Here is a 21,169-nt window from a genome sequence, read left to right as displayed (position 1 = left end):
AAGGGTCAGCGCGACGCGATCAATGCGCGCGCTGGCGCATGCGAAACGGCAAGGGCGCGACGGGCACGCCATCCTCAAGCAGCTTCTTGGCGTCCTCAAGCTTTGCCTCGCCATGGATTGCGCGTTCGGGGGCCAGACCCTCATGAATGGCGCGCGCCTCGGCGGCAAAGGACATGCCGACATAGTCCGAGTTTTCCTCGATATGGTGGCGTAGCTTTTCCAGCGCAGCCTCGTGGTCGTTTCGCGGCGTGTGCAGGTCCGGGGTATCGTTGCGTGCCTGAACGACGCGCGGGGCCATCAGCGCCTTTTCCACCCCGGCCGAACCGCAATGCGCGCATGTGACCTGACTCGCGGCGCGCAGGCTTTCAAACCCGTCCGAAGACCGGAACCAGCCATCGAATTCATGGCCTTTGTCACAGCGCAGGGTATAGCGGATCATTTCGGCTCCTTTCCCCAATAAATATCGGGGCGTGCAATAGTTTATGCAAGGTCGCGGCGCCCCAGCCGCCTGATCCGTGCGATCAACGTTGCGGGATTGCCAGCCCGCGCCAACAACTCCGCCCGTGCCTGCGCACCCATGCGCCGCTGGCCTGCCGCATCCTGAACCAATGCCGCCAGCACCTGCGGCAACGCCGCCGCATCGCAGCCCTGCGTCGCGCCCGCCTTCTCCAGATCGGCGTAATCGGCGGCGTGATTGGCGACATGTGGACCATGCAGGATGGCGCAACGCCAAGCGGCCGGCTCCCATGGCGTATGGCCGCCGTGATCGGCGAAAGAGCCGCCGGTGATGCAGATGCCCGCGGCGCGATACCACAGCGCCATCTCGCCCAGCGTATCGGCCAACAGCACGGGCACCCCCGGTTCACCGCCCTGGCTGCGGCGGGCAAACTCCAGCCCCCGCGCGGCGATCAGGGCCGCTACGGCATCGCCCCGCCCGGGGTGGCGGGGCGCCAGTATCAGCCGCAGGTCCGGCACCGCGTCACGGGCCCGCGCCCATGCGTCCAGCATCACCGTATCCTCGCCCTCATGGGTCGAGGCCGCCAGCACGGTCCGAAACCTGCCCGGCACATCCTGCCCCGGATCGATCCGCGCCGGGGCCAGCAGCTTCAGGTTCAGCCGGGGCGTCAGCGCATCCGGTCGCAGCCCCAACGCCAACAGTCGCGCCTCGCTGCCCGGATCTTGCGCGGAAAGCGCATCGATGCGCTGCAACATCGGCCCGATCAGCCCCGGCAGCCGCCTCCAGCGGGCCGCCGAACGCGCTGAGATCCGCGCGCCCACCACCACCTGCGCCACACCCCGCGCCATCGCCATGGCCGAGCGGTTGGGCCAAAGCTCGTTCTCGACCGTGACCAGCACCGCAGGGCGAACCCGATCCAGAAAGCGCCGCACGGCTTGCGGCACATCCAGCGGCGCCAACGCGTATGGATAGCCCAGCCGCCGCGCCAGATCGCGCCCGGTCAGGCTGTTCGTGGTCACGGTGATCGGAAATTCCCGCGCCAGTTCCTCGGCCAGCACCCGGGCCGAGGTCAACTCGCCCACGCTCGCCGCATGCAGCCAGATCCCGCCCGGGGCAACTTCGGGACCGGCCAGCGCCAGCCGCTCGCGCCAATCCGCACCGGCCAGCGGCGCGGTCAGCCCCAACGCCCCGCCAGCCAGCGCCGTGGCGCCGCGCCAGATCAACGCAGGGCGGCCTCGGCGGCCTCGCGGATGGCGCGGATATTCTCGCCATAGTGGGCGCTGTTGGACACCGAGCCGCCCCGGAACACCGCCGAACCCGCGACCAGCACATCCGCACCCGCCGCAGCGACCAAGGGGGCCGTCACCGGATCCACCCCGCCGTCGATCTCGATATGAACCGGACGGTCGCCGATCATGGCGCGCAACTCGCGCACCTTCTCGATCTGGCTGTGGATGAACTTCTGCCCGCCGAAGCCGGGGTTCACCGTCATGACGCAGATCAGATCGACGTCGTCCAGCAGGGGCCGCGCGGCCTCGGCCGACGTGCCGGGGTTCAGCGCCAGCCCGGCCTTGGCCCCAGCGCCGCGAATGGCCTGAAGCGTGCGGTGGACATGCGGCCCGGCCTCGACATGGGCGGTGATGATGTCGCTGCCCGCCTCGGCAAAGGCCTGAATATAGGGATCGACGGGGGCGATCATCAGATGCACGTCCATCACGCCCCGGATATGCGGCCGGATCGCCTTGCACATGGCGGGACCAAAGGTCAGGTTCGGCACGAAATGCCCGTCCATCACATCGACATGGACCCAGTCGGCTCCCTGCTCCTCGATGGCCCGGCATTCCTGCCCGAAATTTGCGAAATCCGCGGAAAGGATCGAGGGCGCGATCTTGATGCGGCGATCGAATGTCATGGCTGGCTCCCTGCACATAGCCGCTCCCGGTTACCGCCGAAGGCCGGCAGCCGTCAACTCGCACGAATGTCCGGTCTTCTTCGTTGCCCAAATACCCCGGGGGAGGCGCGCGGCACGCGCGGCGGGGGCAGCGCCCCCTTGGGCTTTCCCGCGCAGGACCTATATTGGTGCCAAAGCGCCGGGCCGCCGCCCGCCCCTGCGCATCCCTATCCGAAGGACTTATGATGACCGAAACGAAGGACTTTTCCTGGGAGGACACGATGTTGCCCTTTCAGTTGGAACGCTCGGACATGCGCGGCCGCGTCGCCCGCCTCGGGCCGTTGCTCGAACATATCCTGTCGCGCCACGACTATCCGGTCCCGGTCAGCGCTATGGTGGCAGAGCTCACCACACTGGCCGCGCTGATCGGCCAGACCGTCAAGCTGCGGTGGAAACTATCGCTTCAGGTGCGCGGCAACGGCGCCATTCGCACCATCGCTACAGATTACTACGCCCCGGAAACCGAGGGCGGCCCCGCCCGCATGCGTGCCTGGGCCAGCTTCGACGAAGGTCGCCTGCAAGAGGGCCTTCCCGGTTTTGACCAGCTTGGCCAAGGCTATTTCGCCGTTCTGATCGACCAGGGCGAGGGGACGACCCCCTATCAGGGCCTGACGCCGCTGGCCGGCGGCTCGCTCGCCACCTGCGCCCAGACCTATTTCGAACGGTCCGAGCAGCTTCCGACCCGGTTCGAACTGACTGTCGGCCGCGCCCGCCAGCCCGGCCAGCAAAACGAACACTGGCGCGCCGGCGGCATCATGCTGCAAACCTTGCCCGCCACCAGCCACGCCGCGCCCCAGGGCGACGACCTGCAATCCGCCGACATCCTGCAAGGCGCGCAATCCGAGGACTGGAACCGCGCCACCATGCTGATGGCCACGGTCGAGGCGATGGAACTGGTGGATGCCGCACTGCCGCTGCCCAATCTGGTTTTCCGCCTGTTCCACGAGGAAGAGCCGACCGCCTTCAATCCACAGCCTCTGGTCTTTGGCTGTTCTTGCGATGCCGAGCGCGTGCGCGGCACTTTGTCGATCTATTCGGCCAAGGACATCGCCCATATGACGAACGAAGACGGCATCGTCACCGCCGATTGCCAGTTCTGCGGCGCGCATTACGAATTCGATCCGAAAAGCCTTGGCTTCGAGGCGGTGATCGACGCCGAGGGCAACCCGCTGCCCAAGGGCGAGGCCGGGGAAAACCGGGCTGCACTTTGATGTCGGCCATTCGGGATAAACTGATGCGGGCCCTGTCGCACCCGACGGGGCCCTCGTCCGACTTCGATCTTGGCGTCACCCCGCCGGGCGAGGTGGTCTTGCACCCCGCCGGCGTGCTTGCGGCCTTTGACGCGGTCGATGGCCGGCTGATCCTGACCAAGCGCGCCAGCAGCCTGCGCCACCATCCCGGCCAGATCGCCCTGCCCGGCGGCAAGGTCGATCCCGGCGATGCCGATGAGATCGCCGCCGCCCTGCGCGAAGCAAACGAAGAGGTCGGCCTGAACCCCACGCAAGTCGAGGTGCTGGGTATCCTGCCGCCACATCGCACCGTTACCGGCTTTGCCATGACCCCGGTGCTGGCACTGGTGCATGGCCCCTTTCGCCCCGTCCCCGAAGCCGGCGAGGTCGAAGAGGTCTTTACCGTCCCCTTTGCCCATATTTCCGATCCCGCCAGCTATCATATCGAGGGGCGGATGTGGCAGGGTGCCCGGCGCGACTATTACGTCGCCCCCTGGGGGCCATATTATATCTGGGGCGCCACTGCCCGCGTGCTGCATTCCCTTGCGACAAGGCTTTCCGCATGACCCGTCTGACCGCGCCCTTTCTTGACGATCCGGCCCTGAAACAGGTTCTGGCCGCACTTTCGGCCAAGGGCGCGCAGGTGCTGATCGTGGGCGGCGCGGTCAGGAATGCGCTGCTGGGAGAGCCGGTGGCCGATGTCGACATCTCGACCTCGGCCCGACCTGACGAGACGATCCGGCTGGCCGAGGCTGGCGGGCTGCGCACGGTTCCCACGGGCATCGAACATGGCACCGTCACCGTCATTGCCGATGGCCGGGGCTTTGAAGTCACCAGCTTTCGCCGCGATGTCGAAACCTTCGGCCGCCGCGCGGTGGTCGCCTATTCCGACCGGATCGAGGATGACGCGCATCGCCGCGACTTTACCATGAACGCGCTTTACGCGACCGCGTCGGGTCAGGTTTTGGACCCCGTCGGCGGCCTGCCGGACCTGGCCGCGCGGCGGCTGCGCTTTGTCGGCGACCCGCACGCCCGCATCGCCGAGGACTATCTGCGCATCCTGCGCTTTTTCCGCCTGCTGGCGTGGTATGGGCGCGAAGCCGATCTTACCGCGCTTGCGGCCTGCCGCGAATTGCGGGGCGGGCTCTCCAGCATCTCCAAAGAACGTATCGGGCACGAAATCCGCAAGCTGCTGAACGCCCCCGATCCCTCGCGCGCAGTGGCCTTGATGGCCGAGTCGGGCGTGCTGCCGCTGGTCCTGCCCGGCGCGGATGCAAGCGATCTGGCCGAGTTGATCGAGATCGAACAGGAATACGGCGCAGGCGCCCTGCCCGTCTGGCCCCGTCGCCTTGCTCTGCTGGCGCCGCAACATGCCGCCGAGGCTCTGCGCCTGTCGCGGGACGAGACCCGCGCACAGGACCACATCGCACAGGCGCTGACCCTGCCCGCACCCGTCGCCGCCTATCGGCTGGGCCGCGCCTTTGCCGCGCAATCGGTGCTGATCCGCGCCGCCCATGGTGTAAAGCCCGCCTTTGGCTGGTGCCACGAACTGGCGCGTGGGGCGGCAGCAAAATTCCCGCTGACTGCCCGCGACCTGATGCCCGCGCTGTCCGGTCCCGCATTAGGCGAGGCACTGCACCGGGCTGAGGCCGCATTTGTCGAAAGCGATTTCACCCTGCCGCGCGACGCCCTGCTGCGGATCGCATTGCAACAAGAGGCCAAGGCCTGATGCATAATTTCTTTGCCCGCATGATCGACGCCTTTCGTCCGGCAGATGGCCCCCCGCCACGCCGGCTTCTGCCCTTTTTCGGTTGGTGCCTGTCGGGTGCGTGGCGCGGGCTGACGCTGGCGGCCGCGACCTCGGCACTCGGGGGGCTGGCCGATGTATTCTCGGCCGTGCTGCTGGGATGGGTGATCGATGCGGTGGTCTCGACCCCCGCCGAGCTTATCTGGGCCGAACAGGGCGGGCTGATCCTGGGCTTTGGCATCTTCTTCCTGCTGGTCCGCCCGATCATCTTTGGGCTGTCCACCGCCAGTTCCAGCGTCATCATCGGGCCGAACATCCTGCCCCTGGTACTGTCGCGGCTGCATCGCTGGACCATGGGCCATTCGGTGACCTTTTTCGACAATGACTTCGCCGGCCGCATTGCGCAAAAGCAGATGCAAACCGCCCGCGCCGTGACGGATGTGGCCACGGAATTCGTCAACGTGGTGGCCTTCGCGCTGGCCTCGGTAATCGGCTCGGCAGCGTTTCTGGTTTCGGTCGACGGCTGGGGTGCGCTGGCGCTGATACTGTGGCTGGGCTCGTATGTGGTGCTGATCCGCTTTTTCCTGCCGCGCATCCGCACCCGCTCGGCAAGCCGCGCCTCGGCGCGGGCCATGGTGACGGGTCAGGTCGTGGATACGATCACCAATATCAAGACGGTCAAGCTTTTCGCCCATGCCGAGCACGAAGACCGGGCCGCACTTGGCGCCATGGCCGGCTTTCGCGAACGCGCACTGGATTTCGGCCGCGTCTCGACTTGGTTCCGGCTGTCGTTGATGACCATTGCCGGCGCGCTGCCGGTCATTCTGGTCGGCGGCACGATCCTGTTATGGCGGCAAGGGCAGGCTACGGCGGGCGACATCGCGGCGGCCGGCGCCATCGCAATGCGGCTGGCACAGATGACCGGCTGGGTCAGCATGGCGCTGATGGGGGTCTGGGGCTCGATCGGCGAGGTTGAGGACGGCATGATGACCCTGGCCCCGCCCCATGCGCTGACAGATGCGCCCGACGCCGTCGTGCTGGGCCGTGTCGCGGGACAGATCGACTACGATCACGTCGATTTCGCCTATGGCCAGGCCACGGGGGGCATCCGCGACCTCGACCTGCATATTCGCGCCGGAGAAAAGCTGGGGATCGTCGGCGCCTCGGGGGCCGGCAAGTCCACCATGGTCTCACTGCTTTTGCGGCTTTACGACGTGGAAAATGGCCAGATGCGGGTGGACGGCCATGACGTGCGCGCGGTGACGCAGGAAAGCCTGCGGCGCAATATCGCCATGGTCACGCAGGAAACCGCCATGTTCAACCGCTCGGCGCATGACAACATCCTCTACGGCCGTCCCGACGCCAGCGAGGACGAGATCATCGCCGCCGCGAAGGCGGCCGAGGCGCATGAGTTTATCCTGACCTTGCGCGACCACATGGGCCGGACCGGCTATGAGGCGCATCTGGGCGAGCGTGGCGTCAAGCTTTCCGGCGGGCAGCGCCAGCGTATCGCTCTTGCCCGCGCGCTGCTTAAGAACGCGCCCATTCTGGTGCTGGACGAGGCGACATCGGCGCTGGACAGCGAGGTCGAGGCACAGGTTCAGGACGCGCTGCACCGCGCCATGCAGGGCAAGACGGTGCTGGCCATTGCCCACCGGCTTTCGACCATCGCCGAACTCGACCGCATCGTGGTGCTGGAGGCCGGGAGGATCGTCGAACAGGGCACGCATGCCGAGCTGCTGGCGCTGCACGGCACCTATGCGCGCTATTGGAACCGCCAATCGGGTGGCTTTCTGGGCACCGACGACGATCCGGCGGAGGCGGCCGAGTGACGCTTTGGACTGTCGAGCGGCTGGGTCGCAAAGGCGATGGCGTGGCTGTTGCCGGGGACCGACGTGCGTTGGCCGCGCTGACCCTGCCCGGCGAACAGATCGAGGGCGAGGCCACGGACGGCCGCATTGCCAGCCCCCGGATCGTGCTGCCCTCGGCCCAGCGTGTGCGCCCGACCTGCCCACATTACCGCGCCTGCGGCGGTTGCTCGCTGATGCATGGCTCTGAGGATTTCGTGAAGGGCTGGAAGGTCGGTGTCGTGACCGAGGCGCTGCGGGCACAGGGGCTTTCGGCATCTGTTGCCGGGGTGCATGTCTCGCCCCCGCACTCGCGCCGACGGGCAGTGCTGTCGGGGCGGCGGACGAAAAAGGGCGCGCTTTTGGGCTTTCACGCCCGCGCCTCGGACGTGATCGTAGACATCGCCGATTGCCATGTCCTGCGGCCGGCGATTCAGGCCGCGCTACCGCTGCTGCGTCAGTTGGTCATTGCCGGTGCGTCGCGTTCGGCCGAACTGTCGCTGACCGTGACCGATACGCCGGCAGGGCTGGACGTGAACGTGACCGGCGGCAAGCCGGCAGATCCGGCGCTGTTCCATACCCTCGCGGCACTGGCGGATCAGGGCGATCTGGCGCGGCTAAGCTGGGACGGGCAATCCATCACCCGTCGCCCGCCCGCGCTGCCCATGGGCCGCGCCCGGGTGGTGCCCCCGCCGGGCAGTTTCCTGCAAGCCACCGCCGAGGGTGAGGCGGCTTTGCTCGCCGCCGTGCGCAACATCTTGCGCGACGCCGGGCGGGTGCTGGACCTTTTCGCGGGCTGCGGCACTTTTTCGCTGCCACTGGCCGATACGGCCGATGTGCATGCCGTCGAAGGGCTGGCCGCACCGCTTCAGGCACTGGATCACGCTGCCCGAAACACACAGGGGCTGCACCGAATCACGACCGAGATTCGCGATCTGGCGCGACGCCCGCTTTTGCCTGACGAGCTGGACTATAACGCAATCGTGATCGACCCGCCCCGTGCGGGGGCCGAGGCACAGGCCCGCGAAATCGCCCGCTCGGAGGTTCCGACTCTGGCGTGGGTCAGCTGCGATCCCGTTACTTTCGCAAGGGATGCGCGGATTCTTGCCGAGGGCGGCTATGTGATCGACCGACTTTTCGTAGTCGATCAGTTCCGCTGGTCGCCGCATGTCGAGACTGTCGCGGAATTTCACCGACGCTAGCGAAATCTTCACCTCTGTGGTATTTCATAACAAAACGAAGCGCATAGCGCACACAGAGGGCAGTGATGATTCGGGCAATTCGCGCATTCTTCGCGGTTGCCGCATTGGCCATATTGGCCAGTTGCGGCGGTGGGGACAGTCTCCAACCAAGCAAGACCTATCAGGGTCCGCCCATCACGCAGGTCGTGGTGAAAAAGGCCGACCGCAAGATGTATCTCGTCAGCGGCAGAGAAGTCATCAAAAGCTACAAGATCCAGCTTGGCGGCCAGCCGGTCGGTCCCAAGCAGCTGGAAGGCGACGGCCGTACGCCTGAGGGAATGTATTTCATCGACCGCTTCAATCCGCGCAGCCGCTATCACCTGTCGGTTGGCATCTCTTATCCGTCGGCGCAGGATATCGCCAATGCCGTGGCCGTAGGTGCCCGGCCGGGTGGCGACATCTTCATCCACGGCCTCGGCCCCGAGGGGCGGGCGCTGAACCGCGCAGACTGGACCGCCGGTTGCATCGCCGTCACCGATCAAGAGATCGAAGAGATCTTCACTATGCTGCGGCCGGGCGTGCCGATCTTCATCTATCCGTAAACGCCACAGCCGGTGGAAACGACAAAAGCCCCGCATATCCCGGCGGGGCTTTTTCTATTGGGGATGAAAGGGTCAGGCAGGTCGCAGGCCCGCGGCAATACAGGACAATTCAGACATTTGTGAGCGCGTCATTCCGCCTCGTTGAGATCATCGCCAGCATTGTCTATCCTGCGCTCCGGGTGGCGGCAGAGTTCGTCTCCCGGACAACGGAGACTGGATGTCAGAGCTTGTGTGATAAAGCTCTCTGAACCTCAGAGAGCCTCGTGAAGCCAAAGCCGCCGGGTGCATCTGCGCCCGCGTGTTTTCTCACGTCTATCACACGAGACTTCCATGAACATATCAAGACATGAACAACGTGCGCTGCACGTTCTGGCTCTTGGCGGCCGTATCCTGCACCAGCGCGAGGACGGTCCCAAGATCATCTCGGTCACCTGCGTCACTCGCGAAGGGATGATCCTTTCCGATTTCGACATGGCGATCTTCAGCAGATTGCGGCGCAAGCAGCTGATCGAATCCCGATCCGGCAGCCCGTATCGCATCTCAAAACGCGGCCGCCTTTCCGTCCGCGCGCAACTCGACAATCGTGGAGCATAACATTCTGATTCGAAATGAAATCGACAGCGACATCCCCGCGATCCGGGCGATTGTGACCGAGGCCATGCTGATGCTGCCGCAAACCAGCGGAACCGAGGCGAATATCACCAATCCGGATATCACCGATGCGGATATCGTCGACAGGTTGAGGGCAGAGGACGCCCTTATCCTGTCTCTGGTGGCCGAAGACGGGGGCGATGTGGTCGGCTATCTCGCCGCGTCAATGGCGCGGATCGGGGTCGAGTGCGACTGGGGTCTGATCGGCCCTCTTGCAGTCCTGCCGTCGAGGCACGGGGAGGGGATCGGCAGCGCCCTCATGGCCGAGGCAGTCTTGCGGTTGCGGGCGACCTGCAAGGGGGCGGCGCTGGTCGGAGATCCCCGATACTATGGCCGGTTTGGCTTTAGTGCCTTTTCGGGACTGGGGGTGGGTGACTGTCCGCCCGAGTTCGTTCAGGCCCTGCCGTTCGATGCCGTGGACCCCCAAGGCGAACTGATCCATCACCCCGCATTCGGTTTGAAGCAACAAGGGTAACGCAAGCCCGGGCCGCACAGCCGACAGTGCGGCCCGGGCAATCCCGCTTGCAGATGAACGCCCACTTAGGGTTCTTTGCGTCAGGCAGTGCTACTTCCAAATACATAGCGCAAGGCTCACTGCCGCGATCACCGCCCAATCCGACCGGCAACCCAGCTTATAATTCAGGCGAAAAGCGCGGCCCTGCAAAGCCGCGCCGCAAAATTCAGATGCCGGCACCCGGCGCAAATCCTCCGGCCATCGTCGTCGCCATGCCCCCCGCACCGCCGGTGACCAGCACCCACCAGATCTTGCCCGACGGCTCCTGATACCAGCCGATGCCCAGGTCCGTTGCACGCGGGTCCATGATCACGTCGCGCGTATCGCGGGTCTGCATCCAGGCGTTCAGGGTCGTGATCTCGTTCTCGTAGGTTTCCGAAATGTTTTCGCCGATCAGATGGCCCGAATAGCCTTGGCGCCGCACCCGGTCGAGCGGCGAAGAACTGTCCGAGCCGAAATGCCAGGCCCGGTTCTGCGCCGCCATATCGTTGGCGTGGGCCTTGGCCGCGGCATCCAGCATCGGGTTCTGCACCATGGCCGGTGCCCCGACATTGGCACGCAGCGCATTGATCTGGCCCAGGACTCGCCCGGGAATTTGCGCCTCTTCGCGAGCGGTAATCCGATAGGCAACCGGCAGCGGCTGGCCATCGGGGCCCAGTTGCTGCTGGGGCTGCTGGCAAGCCGCAAGGGCCAGCACCGACACGAGCGCCAGAGTAGAGAGTTTCAGCATGATGTCCTGTCCCAGAGGATGTTTGTGACAGCCATACAAAAGCGCACGACCCGCTTCAAACCCAAGATTGCGTGAGCGCAACAGGCTGCGACTCTGTTGCGACAATGACGCTTGTTTGAATTGCATGGTGCCAGCCGGGGGCGTAAATCCCCGTTCAGCAAGACCTAACACATATTCGGGCACAGAAGGCCGCAATAAGCGGTCCGTCAATATCAGGAGCGACACATGATCACGCCGAAAAGTCCGGTTTCGCGCCGGAAATTTCTGACTGCATCGGTGGCGATGGGGGCGGCAGGACTGGCGGCCCCGGCTATCGCGCAATCGATCGACCCCTATACCGGCCAGCCGTTGCAGGGCACGGCGGGTGGCGCCACCCCGGATGCGGGCGTGGTGCAATACGATGCAGCGCAGGATTCGCGCCGGAACATCTCCAGCTTCCGCATGCAGGACTGGCAGCCTTACTTCAAGGATCTGACCCATGGCGCGGTTTTGGTCGACCTGACCTCGCGCGCTCTGCACTTCTGGTCCGAGGACCAGACGGTCTACAAGCTGTTCCCGACCTCGGTCCCGGTCAGCTCGGACCTGACCCGCACCGGCCGCACCGAGATCATCAAGAAGGTCGTCGGCCCAAGCTGGGCACCCACCCCAGAGATGAAGAAGCGCAACCCCGAATGGCCGGACTTCGTGCCTCCGGGACCCGACAACCCGCTGGGCACCCATGCACTTTGGCTAAGCTGGCAGTATTACCGCATCCACGGCACGCATGACACGCGCAAGATCGGGCGCAAGTCCTCGAATGGCTGCATCGGTCTTTACAACGAGCATATCCAGCAGTTGTACGACCTCACCAACATCGGCACCCAGGTGCTGCTGATCTGACGAGCGTTCATGCACCTGCCTGGCAGCGAAATCGAAAGGCCCCCGAGGGGGCCTTTTTTGTCTGTGCCTAGATCCAGCCGCCCAGGTTTTCCCCAATGATCGCGGTCAGCACATCGATATGGGCCGGTTCGGCGTTCAGGCAGGGGATATAGGTGAATTCCTTGCCGCCGGCATGGATGAAGGCCTCTCGGATCTCGCCCTGGATCTCCTCCAGCGTCTCGATACAATCGGCCGAGAAGGCAGGCGAGATCACCGCGATTTCCGTGATGCCCTGTTTTGCCAGTTCGGCGACGTGCTCGACCGTATAGGGGCGCAGCCATTCCTCGTTGCCGAAAACCGATTGGAAGGTGGTGTCGATCACCCCCTCGTCCCAGCCCAGCTTTTCGCGCAACAGACGCGAGGTCTTCTGGCACTGGCAGTGATAGGGGTCCCCCTCCATCAGATAGCGTTTCGGCATGCCGTGATAGCTGGCAACCAGCTTGCGCGGCTGGCGCCCCTGCAAAGCACGTTCGACCGACCCCGCCAGCGCCGCGATGTAATCGGGCCGGTCGAAATAGGCCGGCACGGTGCGCGAGGCCGGCTGCCATTTCTGCTCCATCAAGGCGCGGAAGAACTGGTCGTTCGCGGTCGCCGTCGTCGCACCCGCATATTGCGGATAAAGCGGAAAGAACAGGATACGGTCGCAGCCTGCCTTGACCATCCGGTTCACCACCTCTGGCGTCGAGGGATTGCCGTAGCGCATGCAGTAATCGACCATGACCCGGTCGCCCCAAAGCGCCGCTGCCCGCTCGCGCAGGCCGGCCACCTGTTCCTTGGTGATGGTCATCAGCGGGCTTTCATTCGCCTCGTTGTTCCAGATCAGGCGGTAGTTGGCACCCGAGGTGAAGGGCCGCTTTGTCAGCACCATGGTTTGCAGGATCGGCTGCCATTTCCATCGGGGCAGGTCGATGACGCGCTTGTCCGATAGAAACTCGTTCAGATAGCGCCGCATGGGCCAGTAATCGGGCGAATCGGGCGTGCCCAGATTTGCGATCAACACACCGATCTTGCGGGCGGGAATTTCGGGGTGGCTGGCGGGGGCGTGCTCGGGCAGGGTCATTCAGGCTTTCTCGTGCTGGCAAGAGCTTCGGCCAACGGCATCTTGGCCGAGCCGGGGCGAAGCGGTTTTTGCTGACTGGCGTCGGGCGCCCATCCGGTCAGGAAAACCAGATCGAAGGTCGCCTGGATGCGTGTTTCATCCTGTGGGTCGGGGTGATGTTCAGAATAAAGCGCGGCGGCGCGCAACAGGACATCTCGTCGCGTCGGGCGACGCAGCCGCTGCGCCAGCGCGTTGCCCTCGCCCATGGCGCGCAGGTCATGCGCAAGATGGAAAAGGCTGCGATAGCTGACGATCTGGGTGATCTGGTCGGCAACCGGCAGCGCCAACCCGGCGCGCTGCAAAAGCCCACCAAGGTCGCGGATCTCGCCCATCGGCAGGACGCGGGGGGACAGCCCGCCCGAGACTTCGACCTCGGCCTGAGTCAGCGATTCGCGCAGTTCGTGCAGCGTGCGCCCCCCGGCACAGGCTGCGATGAACAGCCCGTCTGGCCGCAGCGCACGCGCGGCCTGTGCGATCTGGCCGACCGGGTCCTCGGCCCAATGCAGGGCCATTGCATGGATCACCAGATCATGCGCTTCGGGCTCAAGTTCCAGCGTGGGCATATCGGTGACGATTTTCGCGCCGGGCAATATGTCGCGCCAGAAATGCGGGTGACCGGTGACGACGGCGATGTCGCTAAACTTTCTGTTAACCGCGGCCAGCCTATCCTCGATCTCGTCGGCAATGATTCGATGCAGGAAATCGACCGGTCCAAGGCGCAGGGACCGAGCGCGGTTCCGGTCGAGCATGCGACGATCGGTCAGGCTGGAAGCAGAAAGGGGGCGGTCAGGCATCATGGGGGCGCAACATAGGGGGCTTCGCGCCCTGATGAAAGGCGCATTGCGGCTGGTCTATCCTCCGCAATGCCTGTGCTGTGGCGCACCGGTGGCCGAAGAGGGTGGGCTTTGCCCGGTCTGCTGGCCCGAGGCTGAATTCATACAGGCCACCTGCTGCACCCGCTGCGGCGCACCCCTGCCCTGCGAAGGCTCTGGCGACGCCGAGGACGAAGCGGCAGGGCTGCTTGTCTGCGACGATTGTCTGGCGTTGCCACGGCCATGGCAGCAGGGGCGGGCAGCACTGACCTATCGCGGGACGGGACGCCGGCTTGCGCTGATGCTGAAACATGGCGACAGGCTGGATCTGGTACCTGCGCTGGGAAACTGGGTGGCCCGGGCAGCCCTGCCGCTGGTGCAGCCAGACACCGTTGTGGTTCCGGTGCCCGTGCATCTGCGCCGTCTGCTGAAACGAAAATACAATCAGGCAGAGATGCTGTCGCGCCAGGTTGCCCACGTGCATGGGTTGCAACATCTGCCGGGCGCCCTGCGACGATTGCGGCACACGCCGATGCAGGACCATGGCAGCGTCGGCGACCGTTTCGCCAACCTGAAGGACGCGATCGCCGTGCCCGGGCGCATGGCCCCGCGCGTGCAGGGGCGGGCGGTATTGCTGGTGGATGACGTGATGGCCTCGGGCGCAACGCTGAGCGCCTCGGCCAAGGCGCTGATGGGGGCGGGGGCGGGACCGATCTCTGTCGTGGTTCTGGCGCGGGCGGTGAAGGATACCTAGATAGGGACGGAACACGCAATATCGGAACGCACTTATGTCCAAGGTCGAAATCTATACCACACCCACCTGCCCCTATTGCATCGCCGCAAAAGCCCTGCTGCGGCGCAAAGGCATTGCCTATGAGGAAACCGACGTCAGCCGCGATCCGCAGATCCGCGCCGCAATGACCCAGCGCGCCGGCCGCCGCTCGGTGCCGCAGATATTTATCGATGGCCGCCATATCGGCGGTTGCGACGACCTGCACGCGTTGGATGGCAAGGGTAAGCTGGACGGGATTCTGGGCCTGACGGCATGAGCGAGACAATTACGGCCGGGCTGGTGCAACTCAGCGTCTCGGACGACCCCGGGCGCAACCTGCCGGTCACGCGGGCGCTGATCCGCGAGGCGGCGCAAGCTGGGGCAAGCTGGGTGCTTACACCCGAGGCCACCAATGTGCTGGGCGCCAGCCGCGAGTTGCAGGACCGCATCCTGCACACCGAGGCCGAGGATCCGACGCTGGCCGCGCTGCGACAGGATGCACGCGATCTGGGCATATGGCTGCTGATCGGTTCCCTGTCGCTGAAAACCGGCGATCCGGCCGAGACGCGTTTTGCCAATCGCAGCTTCCTGATCGCACCGGACGGCGGCATAAAGGCACGCTATGACAAGCTGCACATGTTTGACGTTACGGTTTCCGACAGCGAAACCTATCGCGAATCGGCAGCCTTTCGACCCGGCGACCGGGCGGTGCTGGCCCAAGGCCCGATGCCGATCGGCATGACCGTCTGCTATGATCTGCGCTTTCCCCAGCTTTATCGCCGGCTGGCCATTGCGGGGGCCGAGGTTCTGACCGTGCCGGCGGCCTTCAACGACACCACCGGCGCTGCGCATTGGGAGGTGCTTTTGCGCGCCCGCGCCATCGAAACCGGTTGCTTCGTGCTCGCCCCGGCGCAATGCGGCACCCATGCAAGCCATGCCGAGCCTGAACGTCGGCCGCGCCGCAGCTACGGCCATTCTCTGGCCGTCGATCCCTGGGGCCGGGTGCTGGCCGATGGAGGGGATGAGCCGGGTGTGATCTTAGTGACGCTTGACCCCGCGGCGGTTCTCGGGGCACGGTCCCGCATCCCATCGCTGACGCATGACCGGAACTTCGCGGGCCCATGATCCAAAAAACGCAAGACACCCCTGAAGGGCAGGCGGAAGCCTCGGCCGACGCCTTGGCCGCAAGCATGTTTTCCGAGGTGTTCATCGCCGACCAACTGGCGCGCGACCTCATTGGCAAGGCGTTGCCCAAGGGCATGCAGATTTCGCATTTCTCGGTGCTGAACCTGCTTGCGCATCTGAATGTCGAACGCACGCCCGCCGAACTGGCCGAGGCGTTTCATGTCACCCGCGGCGCCATGACCAACACCCTGTCACGCCTGGAGTGGGCCGGCCATATCCACATCCGCCCGGACTGGGACGACGCACGCCGCAAGTTCATCGCCATCAGCCCGGCCGGACGCGCGGCGCGCGACGCCGCGCTGGCCGCCTTCATGCCGCGAATCGCCGATGTGGTGCGCGATATCGGAGCCGACCGGGTTCGGGCGGCGCTGCCGGTCCTGCGTATGCTGCGCAAGAAACTGGAAGAGACGGTACGCCACGAAAGCCGCGGCCAAGGCGGGCGCTGAAGTAGCCCCGCCGTGACTGGTGGCAACGTCCGAATGGGTATTTGGGCAACGAAGAAGTCCGGTGGCGTGCCGAGGCCGAGGGGTTGGCGGCAGTTGCGGGCGGCCGGGTCAGTTCTGGTGCAGCGCCGTCAGGACGTAGTTCACCGACAGGTCACGATGCGACAGCGCCCAGCTCCAGCCCAGCGGATTGAAGACCATGCCGCAGCGATCCACGACGCGCAGCCCTGTTCCCTGGGTCATCTGCGCCAGTTCGTCGGGCGTGATGAAGCGGCGCCAGTCATGGGTGCCCTTGGGCAGCCAGCGCATGACCCATTCCGCGCCTACGATGGCGGCGGCAAAGCTGCGGGCGGTACGATTCAATGTCGAGACGATCAGCATGCCGCCCGGCGCGAGCAGATCGCGGCAGGTGGCGATGAACTGTGCGGGATCGGCGACATGTTCGACAATCTCCAGCGCCATGACCACGTCGAAGCGGCGGCCTTCGGCGGCAAGGGCCTCGGCCGTGGTCGCGAGATAGTCGATGGCAAGGCCGTGTTCCTGGGCGTGCAGGCGGGCAACCGCGATATTGCCCTCGGCGGCATCCGCGCCTGTGACGGTGGCGCCCAGCCGGGCCATCGGTTCGGCCATCAGCCCGCCGCCGCAACCGATATCGAGAATCGTCAGCCCCTCAAAGGGCTGCGCCCCTGCCCGGTCGCGGCCGAACTGCGCCGCAATCTGCGTGGTGACATAATCCAGCCGCGTCGGGTTCAGCATATGCAGCGGCTTGAACTTGCCCTGCGGGTCCCACCATTCCCGCGCCATGGCCTGGAACTTGGCGACCTCGGCCGGGTCGATGCTGCTGGGGACTGGTCTTTCGGTCATCTGGCCGTCCTTCATGTGGCGGGCGCACGCGAGGCGCTATATAGTGGTGCCATGGATAGATTGGCAGGGCAAATCGGCGGCACGTCGTCGCATGGCAGGCTGCATCCGATGGTCGAACCCTTTGACCGCCGGGTGATCGACGTTGGCGACGGCCATCGGCTGCACGTCGAGCAAAGCGGCAACCCCGACGGCGTGCCGGTCATCGTGCTGCATGGTGGGCCGGGCGGCGGCTGCAGCCCCTATATGCGGCGCTTCTTTGATCCGGCACATTATCGGGCGATCCTGTTCGACCAGCGCGGCTGCGGCCGGTCGCAGCCTCATGCCGCGGTTATTGCCAACACCACGCAGCACCTGATCGCTGATATCGAATGCATTCGCCACGCGCTGGGAATCGAGCGTGCGATCCTGTTCGGCGGCAGTTGGGGCGCGACGCTCGCGCTTGCTTATGCACAGGCTCATCCCGAAACGGTCGAGGCCATGGTGCTGCGCGGGGTGTTTCTTGGCCGGCGGGCCGAACTGGACTGGTTTTATGGCGGCGGGGTCGCGCGTTTCTTTCCCGACCGCTGGGCCGAATTCCAGGCTCCGATCCCCGAAGCCGAGCGTGGCGACATGATCGCCGCCTATTACCGGCGGCTGTTCAGCGGCGACCGGGGGCAAGAGACGCGCTTTGCCCTGCCTTGGCTGATCTGGGAAAACGCGCTGGCCGGGCTGGAAATCACCGGGCCGGGCCATGCGCCCCCTGAATATGCCCGCACCTTCGCGCGGCTGGAGAATCACTATTTCGCCCATGGCTGTTTTCTGGACGAGGGACAGCTTTTGCGCGATCGCCACCGCATCGAGCATATCCCCGCGGTGATCGTGCAGGGCCGCTATGACATGGTCTGCCCGCCAAGCGCCGCTTGGGAACTGGCCGAGGGCTGGGACAGGGCGGAGTTGCGGCTGGTCCCGGCCTCGGGCCACGCGCTGAGCGAGCCGCGAATCGCTGCCGAGCTTGTGCGAGTCATGGATGGGTTCCGGGATGTGGCACAGCGCGCCTGACCCCCGGTCGGCCGGTTTGCCGCCCCCTGCATCCGACCTTTGCACGATGATCGGCGGGCTTTCCGGCGACTCGCGGCGGTTTTCCTTGCAATCGCTCGCAGGCCGCCCTATATGCGGCTCAACAGCGGCGCAGGCGTCCACAACCTGCCCACCGGTAAGACGCACGGGCCGCCTTGGCCCGTTTTTTGTATTTGGGGGATCAGCATGAGCGACCTCATCGCCAAGACCGCCATAGATCGGCGTCTCGCCGAAATCATCGGCCCCGCCATCGAGGATCTGGGGTTCGAACTGGTGCGCGTTCGCCTGCAAGGCGGCAAGACCGCCACCTTGCAGATCATGGCCGACCGGCCCGAAGGCGGCATCAACGTCGATGACTGCGCCGATATCTCGACCGCCGTTAGCGCCGTTCTGGACGTCGAGGACCCGCTGGAGGACGCCTATCATCTGGAGGTTTCCAGCCCCGGCATCGACCGGCCCTTGACCCGGCTGAAGGACTTCGAGACCTTCGAAGGGTATGAGGCGCGGTTGGAGACGAACCAGCCCATCGACGGACGCAAGCGGTTCAAGGGCATGCTGGCGGGTGTCGAGGGCGACGAGGTGCTGCTCAACATCGAAGAGGGCGGCGAGGCGCATACCATCGGGCTGAATTTCGACTGGCTTTCCGATGCGAAGCTGGTCCTGACCGACGAGTTGATTGCCGAGATGCTGCGACAGAAAAAGGACGCGGGCGTGCAGATAGAAAATCTGGACGAAACCGCCTTTGACGAGATCGAAACGGAAGCCGGCGAAGACAACGCCGCTGCGAAGGAGTGAGGAATGGCCATCACCTCTGCCAACCAGCTTGAACTGCTGCAAACTGCCGAGGCCGTTGCGCGGGAAAAGATGATCGACCCCGATCTGGTGATCGAGGCGATGGAGGACAGCCTGGCTCGCGCGGCAAAGTCGCGCTATGGCTCGGAAATGGACATCCGCGTCCATATCGACCGCAAAACCGGGAACGCAGGCTTCACCCGCGCCCGCACCGTGGTCGAGGATGACGCGGTGGAAAATTATCAAGCCCAGCTTACCGTCGCCCAAGCCCTGCCCTATTTCGAACCCTCGCGCGATGGCCGCACCTATTGGATGCGCGACGGCCAAAAGGTCGAGGACTTTGGCGGCAAGCCGCAGCCCGGCGACGTGTTCGAAGAGCAGGTCCCGCCGGTCGACTTGGGCCGTATCGCCGCGCAATCGGCCAAGCAGGTCATCCTGCAAAGGGTGCGCGAGGCCGAACGCGACCGGCAGTATGAAGAATTCAAGGATCGCATCGGCTCGATCATCAACGGCGTCGTCAAGCGCGAGGAATACGGCAACATCATCGTCGATGTGGGCCGGGGAGAGGCGATCCTGCGCCGCAACGAAAAGATCGGCCGCGAAAGCTATCGCCCCAACGACCGCATCCGCACCTATGTCAAGGATGTGCGGCGCGAGGCACGTGGCCCGCAGATCTTCCTTTCGCGCACCGATCCGCAGTTCATGGCCGAACTGTTCAAGATGGAAGTGCCGGAAATCTATGACGGCGTGATCGAGATCAAGGCTGTCGCCCGCGACCCCGGCTCGCGCGCCAAGATCGCGGTGATCTCTTACGACAACTCGATCGACCCGGTCGGCGCCTGCGTCGGCATGCGCGGTTCGCGCGTGCAGGCCGTGGTGGGCGAATTGCAGGGCGAAAAGATCGACATCATTCCGTGGTCGGACGATCAGGCGACCTTCCTAGTCAACGCGCTGCAACCGGCCGAAGTCGCGAAAGTCGTCTTTGACGAGGACGCGACCCGGATCGAGGTGGTGGTGCCGGACGAACAGCTTTCGCTGGCCATCGGCCGGCGCGGCCAGAACGTGCGGCTGGCAAGCCAGCTTACCGGTCTCGACATCGACATCCTGACGGAAGAGGAGGAATCCAAGCGTCGTCAGGCCGAATTCAACGCCCGCACCAAGCTGTTCATGGACGCGCTGGATCTGGACGAGTTCTTTGCCCAGCTTCTGGTGGCCGAAGGCTTTACCAACCTGGAAGAAGTGGCCTATGTCGATCTGGACGAGCTGCTCTCGATCGAAGGGGTGGACGAGTCGACTGCCGAGGAATTGCAGACCCGCGCCCGCGAGCATCTGGAGGCCGCAAACAAGGCTGCGCTGGAAAACGCCCGCGCCCTTGGCGCCGAGGACAGCCTGATCGGCTTCGAGGGGCTGACCCCGCAGATGGTCGAGGCACTGGCCAAGGACGACATCAAGACGCTGGAGGAATTCGCCACCTGCGCCGACTGGGAACTGGCCGGCGGCTGGACCACGCAGGACGGCCAGCGCGTCAAGGACGACGGCCTTCTGGAACCCTTCAATGTCAGTCTGGAAGAGGCGCAGAATTTGGTTATGACCGCCCGCGTCATGCTGGGTTGGGTTGATCCGACCGAGATGGAATCGGCCGGCGAGACCGAAGCCGAGGGCGACGAACAGGAGGCCGGGGTGTAACGCCCCGGGAAACAGATGACACGCGGGGGCCGTATCAAGGACCGCGAGACGCCCGAACGGCGCTGCATCGTGACGGGCGAAGTCCAGCCCAAGGCTGGGCTGATCCGCTTTGTCGCGGGCCCCGATGGCGAGGTGTGGCCGGATCTGGCCGAGAAGCTGCCGGGACGCGGCTTCTGGGTGGTGGCCGACCGGCCGGCGCTGGACAAGGCTGCCGCCAAGGGTTTGTTTTCACGCGGCGCAAAAGCGCGCGTCACCGCGCCGCCCGAGCTTCTGGCGATGATCGAGACCGGGCTGGCGCGACGGGTGACCGACACGCTGTCGCTCGCACGCAAGGCGGGGTTGGCGGTTGCCGGCTTCGAAAAGGTCAAGGACTGGCTGGCCGCCGGCAAGGCCAAGGTGCTTTTGCAGGCCAGCGACGGATCGGAACGCGGCAAAGGCAAGCTCTGGACCCCACCCGGGGGCCGGTGGTTCGGCTGCATGACCGCATCAGAATTGGGTTTGTCCTTTGGGCGCGATCATGTCATACACAGCGCGCTTGCGCCGGGGGGCCTGACCGAAAAATTGATCAGGGACGCGAGCAGACTGACGGGTCTGCGCGGGCATGACGGCGGTGCTTCCGCCGGGAAGGAATGA

Annotated in this window: 24 protein-coding genes; 17 read left to right on the top strand and 7 right to left on the bottom strand. The window is 65.1% G+C overall.

Features of this window, described 5'->3' with window-relative positions:
- Positions 1 to 19: 19 nt before the first annotated feature.
- From JWJ88_RS01105 to rpe, 3 genes are read right to left on the bottom strand one after another with little or no spacing between them, the layout of a single operon-like run.
- Positions 20 to 439 carry a DUF1178 family protein gene (locus JWJ88_RS01105; RefSeq protein ID WP_205294286.1) on the bottom strand — a complete coding sequence of 140 codons (420 nt, stop codon included), beginning with the start codon at positions 437 to 439 and terminating at the stop codon, positions 20 to 22.
- A gap of 41 nt (positions 440 to 480) precedes the next feature.
- On the bottom strand, positions 481 to 1,680 hold the full coding sequence (locus JWJ88_RS01100) for a 3-deoxy-D-manno-octulosonic acid transferase (RefSeq protein WP_205294285.1): 1,200 nt from the start codon (positions 1,678 to 1,680) through the stop codon (positions 481 to 483).
- The gene (gene rpe, locus JWJ88_RS01095) at positions 1,677 to 2,369 is read right to left on the bottom strand and encodes a ribulose-phosphate 3-epimerase (protein WP_205294284.1); all 693 of its coding nucleotides are present in this window, start codon (positions 2,367 to 2,369) and stop codon (positions 1,677 to 1,679) included. The genes JWJ88_RS01100 and rpe overlap by 4 nt, the downstream gene beginning before the upstream one ends.
- Before the next feature lie 224 nt (positions 2,370 to 2,593).
- Between rpe and hslO the strand changes: the two genes are divergently transcribed.
- From hslO to JWJ88_RS01055, 8 genes are all read left to right on the top strand, one after another.
- On the top strand, positions 2,594 to 3,619 hold the full coding sequence (hslO, locus tag JWJ88_RS01090; RefSeq protein WP_205294283.1) for an Hsp33 family molecular chaperone HslO: 1,026 nt from the start codon (positions 2,594 to 2,596) through the stop codon (positions 3,617 to 3,619).
- On the top strand, positions 3,619 to 4,203 hold the full coding sequence (locus tag JWJ88_RS01085; RefSeq protein WP_205294282.1) for a CoA pyrophosphatase: 585 nt from the start codon (positions 3,619 to 3,621) through the stop codon (positions 4,201 to 4,203). The genes hslO and JWJ88_RS01085 overlap by 1 nt, the downstream gene beginning before the upstream one ends.
- On the top strand, positions 4,200 to 5,366 hold the full coding sequence (locus JWJ88_RS01080; protein WP_205294281.1) for a CCA tRNA nucleotidyltransferase: 1,167 nt from the start codon (positions 4,200 to 4,202) through the stop codon (positions 5,364 to 5,366). Before JWJ88_RS01085 ends, JWJ88_RS01080 begins: the two co-directional genes overlap by 4 nt.
- Entirely contained in the window at positions 5,366 to 7,216 is a 1,851-nt protein-coding gene (locus tag JWJ88_RS01075; RefSeq protein WP_205294280.1) for an ABC transporter ATP-binding protein, read from the top strand. Before JWJ88_RS01080 ends, JWJ88_RS01075 begins: the two co-directional genes overlap by 1 nt.
- The gene (locus JWJ88_RS01070; protein ID WP_205294279.1) at positions 7,213 to 8,433 is read left to right on the top strand and encodes a class I SAM-dependent RNA methyltransferase; all 1,221 of its coding nucleotides are present in this window, start codon (positions 7,213 to 7,215) and stop codon (positions 8,431 to 8,433) included. The genes JWJ88_RS01075 and JWJ88_RS01070 overlap by 4 nt, the downstream gene beginning before the upstream one ends.
- 65 nt (positions 8,434 to 8,498) lie before the next feature.
- A complete protein-coding gene (locus JWJ88_RS01065) occupies positions 8,499 to 9,014 on the top strand; it encodes a L,D-transpeptidase family protein (RefSeq protein WP_205294278.1) in 516 nt (171 codons plus the stop codon).
- Positions 9,015 to 9,344: 330 nt separating this feature from the next.
- Complete coding sequence (locus tag JWJ88_RS01060; RefSeq protein WP_205294277.1) at positions 9,345 to 9,608, top strand: YjhX family toxin; 264 nt, start codon at positions 9,345 to 9,347, stop codon at positions 9,606 to 9,608.
- Complete coding sequence (locus JWJ88_RS01055) at positions 9,598 to 10,140, top strand: GNAT family N-acetyltransferase (protein WP_240200169.1); 543 nt, start codon at positions 9,598 to 9,600, stop codon at positions 10,138 to 10,140. Before JWJ88_RS01060 ends, JWJ88_RS01055 begins: the two co-directional genes overlap by 11 nt.
- Before the next feature lie 205 nt (positions 10,141 to 10,345).
- On the opposite strand, the gene dalA is transcribed toward JWJ88_RS01055, so the two are convergent.
- On the bottom strand, positions 10,346 to 10,909 hold the full coding sequence (gene dalA / locus JWJ88_RS01050; RefSeq protein WP_205294276.1) for a divisome-associated lipoprotein DalA: 564 nt from the start codon (positions 10,907 to 10,909) through the stop codon (positions 10,346 to 10,348).
- A gap of 225 nt (positions 10,910 to 11,134) precedes the next feature.
- On the opposite strand from dalA, the gene JWJ88_RS01045 reads away from it, so the two are divergent.
- Positions 11,135 to 11,788, top strand: coding sequence for a L,D-transpeptidase (locus tag JWJ88_RS01045; RefSeq protein ID WP_205294275.1), 654 nt, complete (start codon positions 11,135 to 11,137; stop codon positions 11,786 to 11,788).
- 67 nt (positions 11,789 to 11,855) lie between these two features.
- Here the strand turns inward: JWJ88_RS01045 and hemH are convergent, their stop codons facing one another.
- Positions 11,856 to 12,887, bottom strand: a complete 1,032-nt coding sequence (gene hemH / locus JWJ88_RS01040; protein ID WP_205294274.1) for a ferrochelatase — start codon at positions 12,885 to 12,887, stop codon at positions 11,856 to 11,858.
- Entirely contained in the window at positions 12,884 to 13,723 is an 840-nt protein-coding gene (locus tag JWJ88_RS01035; RefSeq protein WP_205294273.1) for a methyltransferase domain-containing protein, read from the bottom strand. The genes hemH and JWJ88_RS01035 overlap by 4 nt, the downstream gene beginning before the upstream one ends.
- 31 nt (positions 13,724 to 13,754) lie before the next feature.
- On the opposite strand from JWJ88_RS01035, the gene JWJ88_RS01030 reads away from it, so the two are divergent.
- From JWJ88_RS01030 to JWJ88_RS01015, 4 genes are read left to right on the top strand one after another with little or no spacing between them, the layout of a single operon-like run.
- Positions 13,755 to 14,492, top strand: coding sequence for a ComF family protein (locus tag JWJ88_RS01030; protein WP_205294272.1), 738 nt, complete (start codon positions 13,755 to 13,757; stop codon positions 14,490 to 14,492).
- A gap of 34 nt (positions 14,493 to 14,526) precedes the next feature.
- Positions 14,527 to 14,787, top strand: coding sequence for a glutaredoxin 3 (gene grxC, locus JWJ88_RS01025; RefSeq protein WP_205294271.1), 261 nt, complete (start codon positions 14,527 to 14,529; stop codon positions 14,785 to 14,787).
- Positions 14,784 to 15,635, top strand: coding sequence for a carbon-nitrogen hydrolase family protein (locus tag JWJ88_RS01020; RefSeq protein ID WP_205294270.1), 852 nt, complete (start codon positions 14,784 to 14,786; stop codon positions 15,633 to 15,635). The genes grxC and JWJ88_RS01020 overlap by 4 nt, the downstream gene beginning before the upstream one ends.
- Positions 15,632 to 16,141 (top strand): MarR family winged helix-turn-helix transcriptional regulator, encoded by a 510-nt coding sequence (locus JWJ88_RS01015; protein ID WP_205294269.1) that lies wholly within the window; start codon positions 15,632 to 15,634, stop codon positions 16,139 to 16,141. The genes JWJ88_RS01020 and JWJ88_RS01015 overlap by 4 nt, the downstream gene beginning before the upstream one ends.
- A gap of 108 nt (positions 16,142 to 16,249) precedes the next feature.
- Here the strand turns inward: JWJ88_RS01015 and ubiG are convergent, their stop codons facing one another.
- Entirely contained in the window at positions 16,250 to 17,002 is a 753-nt protein-coding gene (gene ubiG, locus JWJ88_RS01010; protein ID WP_205294268.1) for a bifunctional 2-polyprenyl-6-hydroxyphenol methylase/3-demethylubiquinol 3-O-methyltransferase UbiG, read from the bottom strand.
- Positions 17,003 to 17,053: 51 nt separating this feature from the next.
- Here ubiG and pip point away from each other — a divergent pair, with 51 nt between their 5' ends.
- The 4 genes from pip (at position 17,054) to JWJ88_RS00990 (ending at position 21,169) form a co-directional block, all read left to right on the top strand.
- Positions 17,054 to 18,040, top strand: coding sequence for a prolyl aminopeptidase (gene pip, locus JWJ88_RS01005; RefSeq protein WP_205294267.1), 987 nt, complete (start codon positions 17,054 to 17,056; stop codon positions 18,038 to 18,040).
- Between the two features lie 204 nt (positions 18,041 to 18,244).
- Entirely contained in the window at positions 18,245 to 18,853 is a 609-nt protein-coding gene (gene rimP / locus JWJ88_RS01000; protein WP_205294266.1) for a ribosome maturation factor RimP, read from the top strand.
- 3 nt (positions 18,854 to 18,856) lie between these two features.
- Entirely contained in the window at positions 18,857 to 20,536 is a 1,680-nt protein-coding gene (gene nusA, locus JWJ88_RS00995) for a transcription termination factor NusA (RefSeq protein ID WP_205294265.1), read from the top strand.
- A 15-nt stretch (positions 20,537 to 20,551) separates the two neighbouring features.
- Positions 20,552 to 21,169, top strand: a complete 618-nt coding sequence (locus JWJ88_RS00990) for an RNA-binding protein (RefSeq protein ID WP_205294264.1) — start codon at positions 20,552 to 20,554, stop codon at positions 21,167 to 21,169.

It is taken from the genome of Paracoccus methylovorus, from assembly GCF_016919705.1.
In the GTDB taxonomy this organism is placed as follows: domain Bacteria; phylum Pseudomonadota; class Alphaproteobacteria; order Rhodobacterales; family Rhodobacteraceae; genus Paracoccus; species Paracoccus methylovorus.
This window is presented reverse-complemented; position numbering and strand designations above follow the sequence as displayed.